We start from the raw sequence: 14525 nt of genomic DNA on the forward strand, positions 1-14525 counted from the left end.
AACCTTGGCTAGATACTATTCTCCCGGATCTTTCGGGAAATCGGTGGAGATGCTGAGCGGCCGCCAGCGTTCCAGTTCGTCGAGGCGTGTCCGGTCACTGCGCTCGATCGCGGCGATGGCATCGCTGCCGAGCGGCAGGCGGAGCGGCGGGGCGTCCGCGGAGACGATTTCGAGGATCGCCCGCGCGCCCCGGCGGGGATCCCCGGGCTGCTTGCCATTATAAGCGGCCTGCATGCGGGCGGCATTGCCGACCACTGCGTCATATTCCGGGCGGCCGGGGTCGAGCGTCGTCGAGGCCCCGGCGAAGTCCGTGCGGAAGCCGCCTGGCTCGATGATCGTCACCCGCACGCCGATCAGCTTCATTTCCTGCGCAAGCACTTCGGAGAAGCCCTCTACTCCCCATTTCGCCGTCGAATAGGGTGCGCGGCCGGGCGCGCCGAGACGACCGCCGACAGAGGAGAATTGGATGATATGGCCGGCGCGCCGCTCGCGCATGTGTGGGATGACCGCCTTGGTCATGATGATCGTGCCGAACAGGTTGGTCTCGATCTGGCGGCGATAGGAATCGAGCGGCGTATCCTCGACCGAGCCGATATCGCCATAGCCGGCGTTGTTGACCAGGACGTCGAGCGCGCCGAACTCGGCGATCGCGGTGGCGACAGCGGCGGCGGCGTCTTCCTCGCAGGTCACGTCGAGCCGGGTGGTGGCGAGCTTGCCCGGGCGCCCGTCGCCCAGCCCGGCGAGCTGGGCCGGATCGCGCGCCGTCGCCAGCAGATTGTCGCCGGAATCGAGGATCGTTTCGCACAGTGCGCGTCCGAAGCCGCGCGAACTGCCGGTCACCAGCCAGGTCCGTGTCATCGTTCCGCTCCCATCAGCCAAAGGTGAAAACATAAGCGCGTACGCCGGGGCGGCTGAACTCGACCGCGACGGTGCGATCGGCGATGGCGCCGGATTGGCGGACCAGCTGATAGAGCCGGTCCTCCCTGACCTCGCCCCAGCCGGCCGCGTCGACATCGACGCCGTGGCCGGCACCGGGGGCGCGGCCGTCGATCGTCACGCGGAAGCGCACCGGCTTGCCGTCGGCCGTGCCGCCGAGCACGAGATGCACGTCTCGCGCATGGAAGCGAAAGCGGATGGTGCCGGGGCCGCTGTCGAGCAGCGCATATTCGCCGCCGACCTTCCAGCTGCCCGCGAGGTCCCATTGGTTGAGCGATAGCCGCGCGGCGGAAGCGTAGCTGCCCGGCGCGTCGCTGCGGAAGCCGCCTGGCGACGCGAAGTCGGCGGCCTTGTCATAGCCGATATAGGCTTCGGGCGAGCCGAGGTCGGCCCAATCCGCTTGCGCCTCGACTCCCGTACCTTCGATCGGAGCGATGGGGACGCCGGAGACGTCATGCCCCGCCTCGGCGAGCAGCGTGCGGATCAGCCGCTCGCCCTCGTCATATCGGCCCTCGCCCAGGCGATAGCCGCGCACCTTGCCCTTCGCGTCGATGAAGTAAATGCCCGGCCAGCCCTGGTTGGCGAAGGCGCGCCACGCCGTATAATCATTGTCCTGCAGGTTGGGGTAAGCGACCCTGAGCTGGCTGGTGGCGAGGCGGACGTTCGCCGGATTCTTCTCGAAGCCGAACTCCGGCGCGTGGACGCCGATCACGTCGAGCCCCTTGCTCCCATATCGTTCGCTCCAGGTGCGAAGATAGGGAAGGGCGCGCAGCGAGTTGATGCACGAATAGGTCCAGAAATTGACCACCACGACCTTGCCGCGGAGCGCCTTGGGTCCGTCCGGCACGGGCGTGAGCCAGGGCCTGGCGCCCTGCAGCACCTCGATCGGGTGTGCGGGGGTGTCGAAGCGCGCGGACACGATGGAGTCGTCGGCCTTGGCCGGGGAACGGACGAGACCGAGTGCATCACCGAAGCAGATGACGGTGGTGGCGCCGGCCGCAGCGATGCCGGCGACGGCGAAACCGAGGGAACGTCTCAGGGTCATGGTACCTGCCTCATCTTGCTGGTCAGCGCCGATATAGGCCAGCGCCGCGGCACCGCTTGTTAGCTGTGAGCGGCCGCGCGTTAGGTCCTGAAAGCCGTAACGGATGCGTGAAGGCTAACGCCGCATCGCTCCACTTAACGGGCGCCGCGCCCCTTCTTCGCTAGATTTGGCCGCGACCAGATCACGAGGAGAAGCCAATGTTCGCAGACCAACCCTCGCGCCGCCAGTTCGTCGTCGGCGCGAGTGTGGCGGGGGCGCTCGGCGCCATGCCTTCCATGGCGCGCGCGCAGGCCGGAGGCAGCGCCATCCGCTCCTTCAAGGTCGCCATTCCCGCGGCTGAAATCCTGGCGATGCAGCGTCGCATTGCCGAGACCCGCTGGGCCGACCCGCAGCCCGCGGGCGATGATAGCCTGGGCGTGCGGCGCCAGACGCTCGAACCGCTGATGCGCTATTGGGCACGCGGCTATGACTGGCGCAAGATCGAGGCCAGGCTCAACGCGCTGCCGATGTTCATGACCGAGATCGATGGTCTCGACGTGCATTTCATTCATGTCCGCTCGCGCCACGAACATGCGCTGCCGATGATCCTGACCCATGGCTGGCCGGGCTCGGTCCTCGAGTTCCTCGGGGTCCTCGCGCCGCTCACCGATCCGACGGCCTATGGCGGCAAAGCCGAAGACGCGTTCCACCTGGTGATACCGTCAATCCCGGGCTTCGGCTTCTCCGCCAAGCCGACGCAGATCGGCTGGGGCTCGGATCATATCGGCCGCGCCTGGAGCATGCTCATGCAGCGACTGGGCTATGACCGCTATGTCAGCCAGGGCGGCGATTGCGGTTCGGTCATCTCGCAGCGCATGGCGCTCCAGCACGTGCCTGGCCTGATCGGCATTCATCTCAACATGCCGGCGGTGGTTCCGGCGGACATTGCCAAGATCCTTGCTGCCGGCGATCCCGCGCCGGCGGGCCTGTCTGCCAAGGAGCGCGGCGCGTTCGATCAGCTGGCAGCCTTTTACCGCGACAATTCGGCCTATGCCGCGATGATGAACACGCGCCCCCAGACGATCGGCTATTCGCTCGTCGACTCGCCGGTCGGCATGGCGGCCTGGATGTACGAGAAGATCGCGCAATGGACCTATAGCAACGGCCAGCCCGAACGCGTGCTTGGCCGGGACGCGATCCTCGACGACATCTCGCTCTATTGGCTGACCGGGACGGGGGCGTCCGCCGCCCGGATCTACTGGGAAGATCACACCAACAATTTCAACGCGCGCGGCATCATCGATCTGCCGGTCGCGGTGAGCGTGTTCCCGGGTGAGATCTTCCGCGCGCCCAGGACTTGGGCAGAGCGCTGTTACAAGAATCTCTTCTACTTCAGCGAAGCGTCCAATGGCGGCCATTTCGCCGCCTGGGAGCAGCCCCAGTTGTTCACCGAGCAAGTGCGCGCCGCCTTCCGCCTGCTGCGCTGATTCACTTCCCGCTCCAAGGAGACGTCTCATGTCCGATACCAAGACCCTGTACACCGCCCGCGTCCATGTGACCGGCGGCCGCGAAGGCGCCGCCCGCAGTTCGGACGATCGCCTCGACGTCAAGCTCGCGACCCCCGGCGGCCCCGGCGCGGGCACCAATCCCGAGCAATTGTTCGCCGCCGGCTGGTCGGCCTGTTTCGAGGGCGCGATGGCGATCGCCGCCAAACTCAAGGGCATGGCCCTGCCCGCTGACCTCGCGATCGACGCCGAAGTCGATCTGCGGCAGGGCGAGGACGGCTATTCGCTGGCTGCCCGACTGAACGTGAGCGTTCCCGGGATCGATCCCGCGATCGCTCGCCAACTTATCGAAGCGGCGCACCGGACTTGTCCCTATTCCAAGGCGATCAAGAGCAATATCGATGCGGTCGTCACGCTGGTCTGACCGCCAATCAAAAGGAGAATGACATGAAGAAATGGATTGCCGGCGGGCTTGCGCTCGCCACTGCCGTGCTGGCGCCGGCGGCGCTGGCCCAAACGGCCAAGCCCACCATAGTGCTCGTCCACGGGGCGTTCGCGGATTCGTCGAGCTGGAACGGTGTCATCGCCGTGCTCGAGCGCGACGGTTACACCGTCGTTGCCGCTCCCAATCCGCTGCGCGGCGTGCGCGCCGATGCCGATGTCGTGAGCGATCTGGTCAAGAGCATCCAGGGCCCGGTCGTGCTCGTCGGCCATAGCTATGGTGGCTCGGTGATCAGCGAGGCGGCCGAAGGCGCGCCGAACGTCAAGGCGCTGGTCTATGTCGCGGCCTTTGCGCCGGAAGCGGGCGAGACGGCGCTCGGCCTGACCGGCAAGTTCCCGGGCAGCACGCTCGCGCCGGCGCTGGCCCCGCCGGTCAAGCTCACCAGCGGCGGCAACGATCTCTACATCCTCCAGGCGCGTTTTCACGACCAGTTCGCCGCCGACGTGCCGGCGGCCGGCGCGCTGTTGATGGCTGCCGGTCAGCGTCCGGTCGCCGAAGCGGCGCTGGGCGAGGCTTCGACCGCGCCGGCATGGAAGCACACCCCGTCCTGGTTCATCTATGGCGACAAGGACAAGAACATCCCGCCAGCCGCGCTCAAGTTCATGGCCGATCGCGCCCAATCGCGCGGGACGGTGGTGGTGAAGGGCGCTTCGCACGTCGTGATGGTGTCGAACGCGCCGGCCGTGGCCAGCCTGATCGAGAAGGCGGCGACTGCCCAATGAGTTGAGGCGCCGGCGGTCCCAGCCCCCCCTGTGCCGGCGCCCAGCCCACGGTCGGCTTCGCCCCCAGCGATGCCGGCCGTGGGTACTTCTCGTCCTTATTGCGGACGAGAAGTACCCACGCGGTTATCCTGCCCGGGGCCTTCGTTGGTTCGGGACTTAGTGCGAATAGCTGGTGAAGACGAGGTCGGCGTTCTTGTCGAGCGCATCGAGCTTCACATGACAGGCGAAGCACGATCGTGTGAGCGTCGCGTCCTGGTTCGCGGCGCCATTCTCGAATTGCCCATAGCCCCAGCCGTTGCTCGCGGCGTAGCGTTTGGAATCCTTCACGCTCACCTGAACATTGGTCGGCGGCCCCGCGACAAAGGATTGGGGAGCAGGGAAGACGCTATCGTTGCGCGGCGACGAATCGTATCGCCAGGCGAGCCGCACGATGATCGCGCCGTCCGGGAAAGGCCGCTTGCCCGTGCGAAGGGCGTTCACTGCGATGTCGTTGCCCAGGATGGCACGGATGTCGTTGTTCTTGCCAGCTTCGTGCGCGACGCTGATCAGCTTCCAGTCGCGATAGCCCTTGGGCAATTTCACGCCATAGATTGGCGAACCCCGATCCTCGACGCGCTGGGTGGCAGCTATAGCGGAGACCCCGAACACCAGGGTTGCCACCACGAGGCCGCAGGTGGAAAGATGCTTCATGGCGTGCTCCTCGAAGGCGTCGGAGCTGGACGCCCCGACGGGATGGTCAGCTGGCGAGCTTCGCCACGTCGAGCACGGCCTTGGCGAAAGCGGCTGGCGCTTCTTGCGGCAAATTGTGGCCGATGCCGCCAGCGATCAACCGATGCTCGTATGGACCGGTGAACTTGGCGCGATATTGCGATGGGTCGGGATGCGGCGCGCCATTGGCGTCGCCTTCCATGGTGATCGACGGGATGGTCACCGGCGGCGCGGCGGCCAGCCTGGCCTCTGTCGCGTCATATTGCGGTTCGCCCTGGGCGAGACCGAGGCGCCAGCGATAATTGTGAATCACGATCGCGACATGGTCGGCATTCACGAACGACGCGGCCGAGCGGTCATAGGTCCCGACGTCGAACTTCCACTGAGGCGAGGCGAGCTGCCAGATCAGCCGATTGAACGCCTTGGTGTTCGCGGCATAGCCCTCTCGGCCGCGCTCGGTCGCGAAATAGAATTGGTACCACCATTGCAGTTCGGCCTGTGGGGGCAGCGGCTTGGCGTTGCCCGCCTGGCTGCCGATCAGATAACCGCTGACCGAGACCAGCGCCTTGCACCGCTCCGGCCAGAGCACCGCCATGATGTCCGCCGTGCGGGCACCCCAGTCGAATCCCGCGACGATCGCAGTCTCGATGCCGAGTGCGTCCATCAGCGCGAGCCCGTCGGCGGCCAGCGCGGCCTGTTGCGCGTTGCGCGGCGTCCCCGCCGAACGGAACAGGGTGGTGCCATAGCCACGGAGATGTGGCACGATCACGCGATAGCCGCGCGCGGCAAGCAAAGGCGCGACGTCGGCGAATGCGTTGATGTCATAAGGCCAGCCGTGGAAGAGCAGGACCGCCGGGCCTTTGGCCGGGCCCATCTCGACATAGCCGATGTTGAGCACGCCCGCGTCGATCTGCTTGAGCGGGCCGAAAGCTGAGGGGGGTGGAGGAGGAGAGCGGCGCGGCGCCGTTATCGCTTGTGCAGAGCCCGCGGCGCCGGTCAGCGTCGCGACGATCGCAGCCGCGCCCTGGACGAAGCCGCGGCGATCGAACGTAGAGATTTCGGGCAAGGGCTTCGACACGACTCGGTCCTTTCGATAGTTGGGATATGGCCACTCGAGATAGTCTGACGCGCCGATGGCCGCTCGTTAATCGCTATGATGTGCTGCCAGCGATGCCTCTTTGGAAACTAACAGCGCCTAACTGGCGGAGCCGCCAGTCGGCAGGCTAGCACCCGCGCAGATACTCCGGAGAGGATCGAAAGGCCGATGCCCAATTTCAGCCCGGCGATGGAGCAGCATGTCCGTGCCGCGGAAAGCGCCTGGAACAACCGTGACCTGCAAGCGATCCTCCTCGCCAGCACGATCGATTGCCAGTGGCGCAATCGCGTGAACTTCCTTTGGGGTCGCGAGCAGATCCGCACCTTTATCGAGCGCCAACTGCGTCGCGAGATCGACCTCCGGCTGATCGTCGAGATCTGGGCCGAGGGAGATCGCCGGCTCAGCACGCGCCATGCCGCCGAATTCCACAATGACAGTGGTACCTGGTTCCGCGTCTATGGCAGCGAGGAAATCGCGTTCGACGGAGCCGGGCTGGTCGTGCGACGGCTCACCGCCGCCAACGAGCATCCTATCCAGGAGCATGAGCGCGCGCTCCGCTGGCCGGCGGGACCGCGCCCGGTCGAACATCCGAGCCTGACAGACCTGGGCTTCTAGAGTCTGAAACGGAGGCTAGCTGCCCTTGATGGCCGGCGTGAAATCCATGCCTCTGGTTTCGCGCAGCAGTGCAGCCGCGACCAGCACCAGCGCATAAGCGATGGATACATAGATGCCGATCGAATGCGCGATGCCATGAGCGGCGATGCTACCGCCCACCGCGAGAGGGGTAAGGCCGGCCACGCCACGTCCGACATTGTAGCAGAAGCCGAGCCCCGATCCACGCAAGCGCGTCGGGTAGAGCTCATTCAACGCCGGCCCGATCGCGCTGTAGAGACCCATCGCGAACAGCCCCAGCGGGACGCCGAGCGCGAGCAGCGCGGCGTCGGACACGGGCAGTTCGGTCGCGATCAGCACCGTCCCGATCCCGCCCAGCGCGAAGATCGCGAGTGTCGCCCGGCGTCCGATCCGGTCGCTGAGCGTCGCGCCGAGCATATAGCCGGCGAGCGATCCGCCGACGAGCATCGCCATGTGGGTGGCGGTCTCGGCCGTCGTCATGCCGCGTTCGAGCTTGAGCATCGTCGGCCACCAGGTCGCCAGTGCCCAATAGCCGCCATGCGTCCCGATCGCGAGCAGAGAACCCCGGGCAGTGTTGCCGCCCATTTCGAGCGAGAAGATCCGATGCCAGCGATCGGCGCCGGCGCTGGCGAGAAAGGTGGCGGATTCACGGAGTTGCATGCGGGCGAGAAAGATCGCGACGGCGGGCGGCAAGCTCACGAAAAAGGTCGCGCGCCAGCCCAATTCCGGCGGGAGCAGGGCGATAGCGATCGCGGATGTCGCGGTCGCGAGGCCCCAGCCGATTGCCCAGGCGCTCTGCGCGGTTCCAACCAATCGACCGCGCGTCGCCGCTGCGGCGATCTCACCCATGAACACCACGCCGACCGCCCATTCGGCACCAAAACCGAGACCCTGAAGCATTCGGGCGACGAGCAACTGCTCGTAATTCTGTGCCATTCCGCACAATATGGTGGAGGCGGCCATGCAAAGAATGGTGATCCGCAGCAACCGCACTCGACCAAGCCGATCGGAGAGCAGACCCGCCAGCCAGCCGCCGGCGGCGGAAGAGACAAGCGTGACGCTCGCGAGCAATCCCCCGGCCGAAGGGGAGAGGTGCCAGAGCGTCAGCAGCGCCGGCAGAATGAACGCATAGAGCTGGATGTTCATCGCATCCATGCTGAACCCGGCATAGGTGCTGCGAAACGCGCGCCGGCCATTCGGGTCGAGGTCGCGATACCAGCTCGGGGTGATCATCGGGATGCGGGCGCCAGAAAAATCATTGGAATTTCCCCAAGCACATCTTGAACGATCGTTCCAGTACATTATTTTGCAGGCATGGCACGCCCCAAGGAATTTGACGTGGATACCGCCGTGGAGGCTGCGGTGGAGGTGTTCCGCGAGCATGGTTTCGAGGGCACGTCCGCGCAGATGCTGGTCGATGCGATGGGGATCGGTCGGCAAAGCCTGTACGACACGTTTGGCGATAAATGGGGCGTCTATCTGGCGGCGGTCCGTCACTATTCGCAGCAGGAAGTGCGCGCGCACGGCGAGGTGCTGGCGAGCAGCGAAAGGGGCGTCGACGCAATCCGCGCAATGCTTGATCGCGTGGTGGCGGACGCGGGGAGAGGGTGCCTCGGTCTCGGCTCCATCGTCGAGTTCGGGTGCACCCGACCGGATCTGGTGAAGAGTCGTGAGGCTTCGGGCGACATCCTGGCCCGCTCGGTAAAGAACGCGCTCGTGAAGGCCAGGGACCAGGGAGACATTGCGGCTGACCTCGATCTCGATCATCTCGCGGCCTTCCTGGTGACGACGATTGCCAGCATCCGTCTCGCCGCACGGTCGGGCGCCGATGGACATCTCCCCGCTTTGGTCGATCTCGCGATGCGCGCCTTGCGCTGATTTTTTTGCCCAATTTTGGAACGATCATTCAACAAGGAGTCTGATATGAAGACCATAGTGATGACCGCGATCGGCGGGACCGAGATACTGGAGATGGTGGATCTGCCCAACCCCGTAGCGGGGCCTGGCGAGGTGCTGGTCGAGGTCGCGGCCAGCGGGGTCAATTTCATGGACGTGGGCGTGCGCCAGGGAATGGCGTGGCACGAGACGCCGCTGCCGCGCGCGCTGGGCGTCGAGGGCGCGGGGCGTATAATTGCACTAGGCGAGGGAGTGACGGACCTCTCGATCGGACAGCGCGTGGCCTGGGTCTATGCGCCGGGCAGTTATGCCGAGCGGATCGCCATTTCAGCCAGCTCGGTCGTGCCGGTGCCCGAGGATATCGACGACCGCACCGCTGCGTCGCTGATGATGCAGGGTTTGACCGCCAGCCATTTCGCGACCGATTTTTACCCCGTCCAGCCGGGCGATGTCGCGTTGGTGCATGCGGCCGCGGGCGGATTGGGACAATTACTCACCCAGATCATCAAGCTGCGCGGCGGCACGGTGATTGGCCGAGTTTCGAGTAATGCCAAGGTCGAGGCGGCAAAGGCCGCGGGGGCAGATCACGTGGTGGTCGATGCCGAGGGCGATTTCGCTGCCGAGGTGCACCGGCTGACCGGCGGCGAAGGCGTGCACGTCGTCTATGACGGTTCGGGCCCCACGACTTTTGACGGCTCGTTGGCTTCCTTGCGACGCTCGGGGACCCTGTGCTGGTTCGGCCCGGTGCTCGGCGGCCCCGGCCGGATCGATCTCATGAGCCTGCCGCGCAGCATCAAGCTCGGTTATGCGGTGTTCTTCGATCACATTCCCACGCCCGAATTGTTGCGTGCCCGCACGAGCCGCCTGTTCGACTGGGTTCGCCAAGGCAAGTTGCGGGTGGCCGCCGCGACCGAGTTCGGCCTGTCGGATGCGGCGAAGGCGCATGAAGCGATGGAAAGCCGTGCGACAACGGGCAAGTTGCTGCTCATGCCTTGAGCGGGCCCCACTCACGGCTCGGGGATGGCGGCGTTCCGTGGTAGAGCAGACCGGCTGGCGGAGCGGGAGGGATTCGAACCCTCGATACGCTTTTGACGTATACTCACTTTCCAGGCGAGCGCCTTCGACCACTCGGCCACCGCTCCGCATTGCCGGGAAGCGTCGCCCCTAGAGATACCCGCGCGTCCACGCAAGCGCTTGCCGGATCGGGCGGGGGTGTGGCAGCTTCCGGTCATGCCGATCCTGCTCTCGCTCGCTCTCGCGCTCGCCGGCCAACCCGCCGCCGACACGCCGAAAAAACCCGCGGCCAAGCCGCCGCTCTCGCCGACCGAGATCGCCAACAAGGCGCCGGCCGCGTCGTGGCGAACGATCGCGGACGACGACATTCTGATCTTCACGCTGGCCAACGGGCGCAAGGTGATCATCCAGCTCGCGCCCGCTTTCGCGCCCCAGCACGTCGCGCGGATGCGGATCCTCGCCAATCGCCACTGGTGGGACGACACCAGCGTCTATCGCATCCAGGACAATTACGTCGCGCAATGGGGCGACGTCACCGAGAAGAAGAAGCTGCCCGATGGCGTCGCCGATGGCGGGCCCAGCGAATATACGCGGACAGGGGGCTTGCCAGCGGTGCGCATGACGCGGCCCGACAGCTTCGCCTCGATCGCCGGGTTCACCGCCGATGGCTGGCCGGCGGCGTCCGACGGCAAGCGCAGCTGGCTGACGCATTGCTATGCGATGGTCGGCGTCGGCCGCGATCTCGCGCCCTCGGTCGGCAGCAGCGCCGAACTCTACGCAGTGATCGGCCATGCGCCGCGCGCGCTCGATCGCAACATCGCCTTGGTCGGCCGCGTGATCGAGGGGATCGACGCCTTGTCCTCGCTCGAGCGCGGCACCGGCAAGCTCGGCTTCTATGGCGATGGCCAGAAACCGACCCCGATCGTCAGCGCACGGCTGGCGAGCGCCTTGCCGGCAGGCGAACGGCCGCATTTCGAATATCTCTCGCCCGCCAGCCGCGATTTCGCGCGCTATCTCCACGCCCGCGAAAATCGCGAGCCGCCATTCTTCACCGTGCCCGCCGGCGGGGCGGACATCTGCAACGTGCCCGTCCCGGTACGTCGCAAGACCTGACCGGCGCATCGCAAGGCTTGAGGCATACATACGAATTCTTGCCATGGTCCACGCTAGTGGTGCCGCATTGCCGTCCCATATCGCGATTAGTTTGAAATGCCCGGGTCAGGCGGGAAAATCGGGAAATCACTATGTTGTCGCTGCTTACCATGGCGCTGGCGCTTGCCGGCCAGACCCCGCCAGTGGCGCCATCGGTCGATGGCGTATGGGCCAATCCCAAGGGAACGGTCCAGGTGCGCACCGGGTCGTGCGGCGACAAGATCTGCGGCTGGATCGTCTGGGCAAGCCCCAAGGCGCAGGATGATGCGCGCAAGAAGGGCGTGAACCAGCTGATCGGCACCGAACTGTTGCGCAGCTATCGCGCGACCGATCGCGCGCATTGGGCCGGGCAGGTCTATGTCCCCGATATGCAATCGGCTTTCTATTCGACGATCACGATGGTCGATGCGCAGACGCTCAACATCAAGGGCTGCATCCTGGGCGGGCTGTTCTGCAAGGCGCAGATCTGGCGCCGCGTCGCGAGCCCGGGCGCAATGGCCGCGCGCTGAACTTGAATCCCCTCTCCCGCGTGCGGGAGAGGGAGGGGCCCGCCGCCGGAGGCGGCGGGAGGGTGAGGGTCTTCTTTCTTCTTCTTGAACTCTTACCGCTCGGAAGAAGAAAGAAGACCCTCACCCAAACCCTCTCCCGCAAGCGGGAGAGGGCTTTAGAGCGCGGGAACAGAGTTCAGCTCCCAACCCAATCGGCGACTTCGCCGGCGACCTGATTGGCCGCCTGGTTGAGCGCCGGGCCGACCGAATTGGCGTCGATCTGGGCGACCGGCACACGCGCCTCGAACTTCTTCTTCTCGACCTTGCTCGCATCGCTCCGGATCAGCGAGCCCTCGAACGTCACCACTGCCTCGTGCGTGCTGCCGTCGATCCCGAAATTGCGCAGCTCGCCCGACAGGCGCGCGCCGGGGTCGCTGAACGATTGCGCCGGGGTCAGCACGACGCGGCCGGTCTTGGCGGCGATCGTGTCGGACATCAGCCGGGCGAACAGCCGCTGCGGCGCCTCGACCCAGGCGACGTCGGTGACATAAGCGAGCTGGTCGCCGGTCTGCACCGGCACACGCGCGACCGCCAGCGATTGCGGCACCACCGGCACCTGGATGGTCACGGTCTTGGCGCTCGCCGAATTCTGCGTCGATCCGACGGGTAAGGCTGCCGTCGAGTTGATCGTCAGCAGCACCTTGGGCGGCTTGCCGCCAAAGCTGAGGCAGCCCGCAAGCGGCAAGGCGAGGAGCAGGGGAAGAAGGCGCTTGGTCATCTCACTTGCCCTTGTAATCGGGGAGCTTGGGACTGCCGACGATCGATCCGGCGCCGCCGCGATCGATCTTGTCGGCCACCGAGGACAGCGACTGCGACATCTGGCGCAGATCGTGGATCAGCTGGCCGAGCTCGGGAATGGTCTGTTTGGAGAAGCTCTGCAGGCCGGGCCGGGCATCGCCGATCGCGGCGTCGAGCGTCTCCATCGACTTCTGCGCCGACGCCACCGCCTTGTTGAGGTTGCCGACGGCTGGCTTGACGTCGTTGGACAACAGGCCGTTGGTCGTCGCGGCGAGATCGCCGATCTGCTGCGACGCCACGCCCGCCTTCTGGATCGCGATCCGCGTCTCGGCCAGCGTCGCGGCGATTTCCGGCCCGCGATCCGACAGCGCCTTGCTGAGCTTGTTGGTGTTGTCGAGGATGCCGGCGATCGATGCCTGGTTGCGGTCGCTGAGCAAGGCGGTCAACCGCTCGGTCAGCGTCGTCAGCCGCTCGAGCAATTGCGGCGCGTTGGACAGGAGCGCGCCGAGCCCGCCGGGTTTGGCCGGGATCAGCGGCACGCCCAACGGGCACGCGCTGTTCGAGCAATCGATCAGCGGACGGCCGGCCTGCGCGCCGTCCAGCTGGACGGTCGAGGGACCGGTGAAGCTGCCCTGGATCGCGGCGGTGGTGCCGAGCAGGATCGGCGTCTTGTCGTCGACCGACACGCGCACGCGGACGAATTCGGGGGACTTGGCGTCGAGCTTGATGTCCTTGACCTGGCCGATCGGCACGCCCGAGAAATTGACCGCCGAGCCCTTGGCCAGGCCGTCGACCGATTGCTTGAACAGGATGTCGTATTCGCGCTTGCCCTCGGCGCCGAAGCGCGAGATCCACACCATGAACAAGGCGAGCACGGCGAGCAGGATCAATACGACCCCGCCGACCAGCACATGATTGGAACGCGTTTCCATCAGTCAGCCCCTGCCTTGCCCATGCCCGCTTCCTGCGTCGCGACCGCGGCGCGGCCGCGGGGGCCTTTGAAATATTCCTCGATCCACGGGTGATCCAACGCGATCAGCTCGTCGATCGTGCCGACCGCGATCACTTTCTTGTCGGCGAGCACCGCGACACGGTCGCAGATCGCATAAAGCGAGTCGAGATCGTGCGTGATCAGGAACACGGTCAGCCCCATCGTGCGCTGCAACGACAAGGTCAGCTCGTCGAACGCCGCGGCGCCGATCGGATCGAGCCCCGCGGTCGGCTCGTCGAGGAACAGCAATTCGGGATCGAGCGCCAGCGCGCGCGCCAGGCCGGCGCGCTTGCGCATGCCGCCCGACAGCTCGGCCGGATATTTGGGCCCGGCGTCAGCGGGCAGGCCGGTCATCACCACTTTATACGACGCGATCTCGTCGAGCAGCGCGGGATCGAGGCCCGGGTAGAATTCCTTGATCGGCACCTGGACATTCTCGGCGACGGTCAGCGTCGAGAACAGCGCCCCGCCTTGGAACAGCACGCCCCAACGCTTGCGGATCTCCATCGCCTCATATTCCTCGAGGTCGATCGTCGGTTCGCCGAACACGGTGATCTCGCCTTCATCGGGCACCTGCAGCCCGATGATCGACCGCATCAGCACCGACTTGCCGGTGCCCGATCCCCCGACCACGCCGAGAATCTCGCCGCGCCGGACGTCGAGGTCGAGCCCTTCGTGCACGACCTGCTCGCCAAAACTGTTCTTCAAGCCGCGGACGCGGATGACGATGTCGTCGTCCGCCATCAAATCCATCCGACCGACGAGAAGAATACCGCGAAGAACGCGTCGAGCACGATCACCAGGAAGATACCCTGGACCACCGCGGCGGTGGTGCGCAGGCCGACCTGCTCGGCATCGGCCTCGACCAACATGCCCTGGAAACACCCGGCGATGGCGATGATCGCCCCGAACACCGGGGCCTTGATCATCCCGACATAGACGTCGCTGATCGGCACCACTTCGCGGATGCGCTGGATATAGGTGACCGGCGGGATGCCGAGCGCGATCCAGCACAACAGGCAGCCACCCATCATTGCGATGAGCGCCGAATAGAAGCCGA

At 65.9% G+C, this 14525-nt stretch carries 17 protein-coding genes and 1 tRNA gene (1 of these 18 running past the window's edge); 8 read left to right on the plus strand and 10 right to left on the minus strand.

The genetic code is table 11. The features are described from left to right. Positions 1-15: 15 nt before the first annotated feature. Together AC1DRD_RS01390 and AC1DRD_RS01395 are read right to left on the minus strand one after the other, a co-directional pair. The gene (locus tag AC1DRD_RS01390) at positions 16-858 is read right to left on the minus strand and encodes an SDR family NAD(P)-dependent oxidoreductase (RefSeq protein WP_478039771.1); all 843 of its coding nucleotides are present in this window, start codon (positions 856-858) and stop codon (positions 16-18) included. Positions 859-871: 13 nt separating this feature from the next. Continuing rightward, positions 872-1981 (minus strand): redoxin domain-containing protein, encoded by a 1110-nt coding sequence (locus tag AC1DRD_RS01395; protein ID WP_478039772.1) that lies wholly within the window; start codon positions 1979-1981, stop codon positions 872-874. Between the two features lie 197 nt (positions 1982-2178). Here AC1DRD_RS01395 and AC1DRD_RS01400 point away from each other — a divergent pair, with 197 nt between their 5' ends. From AC1DRD_RS01400 to AC1DRD_RS01410, 3 genes are read left to right on the plus strand one after another with little or no spacing between them, the layout of a single operon-like run. Continuing rightward, complete coding sequence (locus AC1DRD_RS01400; protein ID WP_478039773.1) at positions 2179-3447, plus strand: epoxide hydrolase family protein; 1269 nt, start codon at positions 2179-2181, stop codon at positions 3445-3447. Between the two features lie 28 nt (positions 3448-3475). Beyond that, positions 3476-3889: an organic hydroperoxide resistance protein gene (locus AC1DRD_RS01405; RefSeq protein WP_478039775.1), complete on the plus strand. Its 414-nt coding sequence runs from the start codon at positions 3476-3478 to the stop codon at positions 3887-3889. A 23-nt stretch (positions 3890-3912) separates the two neighbouring features. Continuing rightward, positions 3913-4689: an alpha/beta fold hydrolase gene (locus tag AC1DRD_RS01410; RefSeq protein ID WP_478039776.1), complete on the plus strand. Its 777-nt coding sequence runs from the start codon at positions 3913-3915 to the stop codon at positions 4687-4689. Between the two features lie 156 nt (positions 4690-4845). Here the strand turns inward: AC1DRD_RS01410 and AC1DRD_RS01415 are convergent, their stop codons facing one another. Next, entirely contained in the window at positions 4846-5379 is a 534-nt protein-coding gene (locus tag AC1DRD_RS01415) for a cytochrome P460 family protein (protein ID WP_478039777.1), read from the minus strand. 46 nt (positions 5380-5425) lie between these two features. Beyond that, positions 5426-6475, minus strand: a complete 1050-nt coding sequence (locus AC1DRD_RS01420; protein ID WP_478039779.1) for an alpha/beta fold hydrolase — start codon at positions 6473-6475, stop codon at positions 5426-5428. Positions 6476-6661: 186 nt separating this feature from the next. On the opposite strand from AC1DRD_RS01420, the gene AC1DRD_RS01425 reads away from it, so the two are divergent. Further along, a complete protein-coding gene (locus AC1DRD_RS01425; protein WP_478039781.1) occupies positions 6662-7108 on the plus strand; it encodes a DUF1348 family protein in 447 nt (148 codons plus the stop codon). A 15-nt stretch (positions 7109-7123) separates the two neighbouring features. Here the strand turns inward: AC1DRD_RS01425 and AC1DRD_RS01430 are convergent, their stop codons facing one another. Beyond that, positions 7124-8359: an MFS transporter gene (locus AC1DRD_RS01430; protein ID WP_478039783.1), complete on the minus strand. Its 1236-nt coding sequence runs from the start codon at positions 8357-8359 to the stop codon at positions 7124-7126. A gap of 105 nt (positions 8360-8464) precedes the next feature. On the opposite strand from AC1DRD_RS01430, the gene AC1DRD_RS01435 reads away from it, so the two are divergent. Continuing rightward, complete coding sequence (locus AC1DRD_RS01435; RefSeq protein ID WP_478039784.1) at positions 8465-9004, plus strand: TetR/AcrR family transcriptional regulator; 540 nt, start codon at positions 8465-8467, stop codon at positions 9002-9004. Between the two features lie 45 nt (positions 9005-9049). Further along, positions 9050-10018, plus strand: coding sequence for a quinone oxidoreductase family protein (locus tag AC1DRD_RS01440; RefSeq protein ID WP_478027598.1), 969 nt, complete (start codon positions 9050-9052; stop codon positions 10016-10018). A 55-nt stretch (positions 10019-10073) separates the two neighbouring features. On the opposite strand, the gene AC1DRD_RS01445 is transcribed toward AC1DRD_RS01440, so the two are convergent. Next, a tRNA-Ser gene (locus AC1DRD_RS01445) sits at positions 10074-10164 on the minus strand. Positions 10165-10252: 88 nt separating this feature from the next. Between AC1DRD_RS01445 and AC1DRD_RS01450 the strand changes: the two genes are divergently transcribed. Then, positions 10253-11149: a peptidylprolyl isomerase gene (locus AC1DRD_RS01450; RefSeq protein WP_478039786.1), complete on the plus strand. Its 897-nt coding sequence runs from the start codon at positions 10253-10255 to the stop codon at positions 11147-11149. Between the two features lie 131 nt (positions 11150-11280). After that, entirely contained in the window at positions 11281-11697 is a 417-nt protein-coding gene (locus AC1DRD_RS01455; RefSeq protein ID WP_478027600.1) for a DUF2147 domain-containing protein, read from the plus strand. A gap of 175 nt (positions 11698-11872) precedes the next feature. Here AC1DRD_RS01455 and AC1DRD_RS01460 read toward each other — a convergent pair whose 3' ends face one another. The 4 genes in view from AC1DRD_RS01460 to AC1DRD_RS01475 are tightly spaced (at most 1 nt apart) and all read right to left on the minus strand, a layout consistent with a single transcriptional unit that may run on beyond the window. Then, a complete protein-coding gene (locus tag AC1DRD_RS01460; protein ID WP_478039788.1) occupies positions 11873-12454 on the minus strand; it encodes an ABC-type transport auxiliary lipoprotein family protein in 582 nt (193 codons plus the stop codon). Between the two features lies 1 nt (position 12455). Further along, entirely contained in the window at positions 12456-13406 is a 951-nt protein-coding gene (locus AC1DRD_RS01465) for an MlaD family protein (RefSeq protein ID WP_478027601.1), read from the minus strand. Then, positions 13406-14209 (minus strand): ABC transporter ATP-binding protein, encoded by an 804-nt coding sequence (locus AC1DRD_RS01470; protein ID WP_478027602.1) that lies wholly within the window; start codon positions 14207-14209, stop codon positions 13406-13408. The genes AC1DRD_RS01465 and AC1DRD_RS01470 overlap by 1 nt, the downstream gene beginning before the upstream one ends. Next, on the minus strand, positions 14209-14525 hold the 3' end of the coding sequence (locus tag AC1DRD_RS01475; RefSeq protein ID WP_478039789.1) for an ABC transporter permease. 799 nt of this gene lie beyond the right edge of the window; only the last 317 of its 1116 coding nucleotides appear in the window; its start codon lies beyond the right edge, outside the window; the stop codon is at positions 14209-14211. Before AC1DRD_RS01475 ends, AC1DRD_RS01470 begins: the two co-directional genes overlap by 1 nt.

Source organism: Sphingomonas sp. P4_G2, from assembly GCF_056401155.1.

Coding starts and splice junctions, on each gene's coding strand:
- AC1DRD_RS01400 (WP_478039773.1), top strand. CDS start 2,179: ATGTTCGCAGACCAACCCTCGCGCCGCCAGTTCGTCGTCGGCGCGAGT.
- AC1DRD_RS01430 (WP_478039783.1), bottom strand. CDS start 8,359: ATGATCACCCCGAGCTGGTATCGCGACCTCGACCCGAATGGCCGGCGC.
- AC1DRD_RS01415 (WP_478039777.1), bottom strand. CDS start 5,379: ATGAAGCATCTTTCCACCTGCGGCCTCGTGGTGGCAACCCTGGTGTTC.
- AC1DRD_RS01470 (WP_478027602.1), bottom strand. CDS start 14,209: ATGGCGGACGACGACATCGTCATCCGCGTCCGCGGCTTGAAGAACAGT.
- AC1DRD_RS01405 (WP_478039775.1), top strand. CDS start 3,476: ATGTCCGATACCAAGACCCTGTACACCGCCCGCGTCCATGTGACCGGC.
- AC1DRD_RS01450 (WP_478039786.1), top strand. CDS start 10,253: ATGCCGATCCTGCTCTCGCTCGCTCTCGCGCTCGCCGGCCAACCCGCC.
- AC1DRD_RS01425 (WP_478039781.1), top strand. CDS start 6,662: ATGCCCAATTTCAGCCCGGCGATGGAGCAGCATGTCCGTGCCGCGGAA.
- AC1DRD_RS01460 (WP_478039788.1), bottom strand. CDS start 12,454: ATGACCAAGCGCCTTCTTCCCCTGCTCCTCGCCTTGCCGCTTGCGGGC.
- AC1DRD_RS01390 (WP_478039771.1), bottom strand. CDS start 858: ATGACACGGACCTGGCTGGTGACCGGCAGTTCGCGCGGCTTCGGACGC.
- AC1DRD_RS01395 (WP_478039772.1), bottom strand. CDS start 1,981: ATGACCCTGAGACGTTCCCTCGGTTTCGCCGTCGCCGGCATCGCTGCG.
- AC1DRD_RS01465 (WP_478027601.1), bottom strand. CDS start 13,406: ATGGAAACGCGTTCCAATCATGTGCTGGTCGGCGGGGTCGTATTGATC.
- AC1DRD_RS01410 (WP_478039776.1), top strand. CDS start 3,913: ATGAAGAAATGGATTGCCGGCGGGCTTGCGCTCGCCACTGCCGTGCTG.
- AC1DRD_RS01440 (WP_478027598.1), top strand. CDS start 9,050: ATGAAGACCATAGTGATGACCGCGATCGGCGGGACCGAGATACTGGAG.
- AC1DRD_RS01455 (WP_478027600.1), top strand. CDS start 11,281: ATGTTGTCGCTGCTTACCATGGCGCTGGCGCTTGCCGGCCAGACCCCG.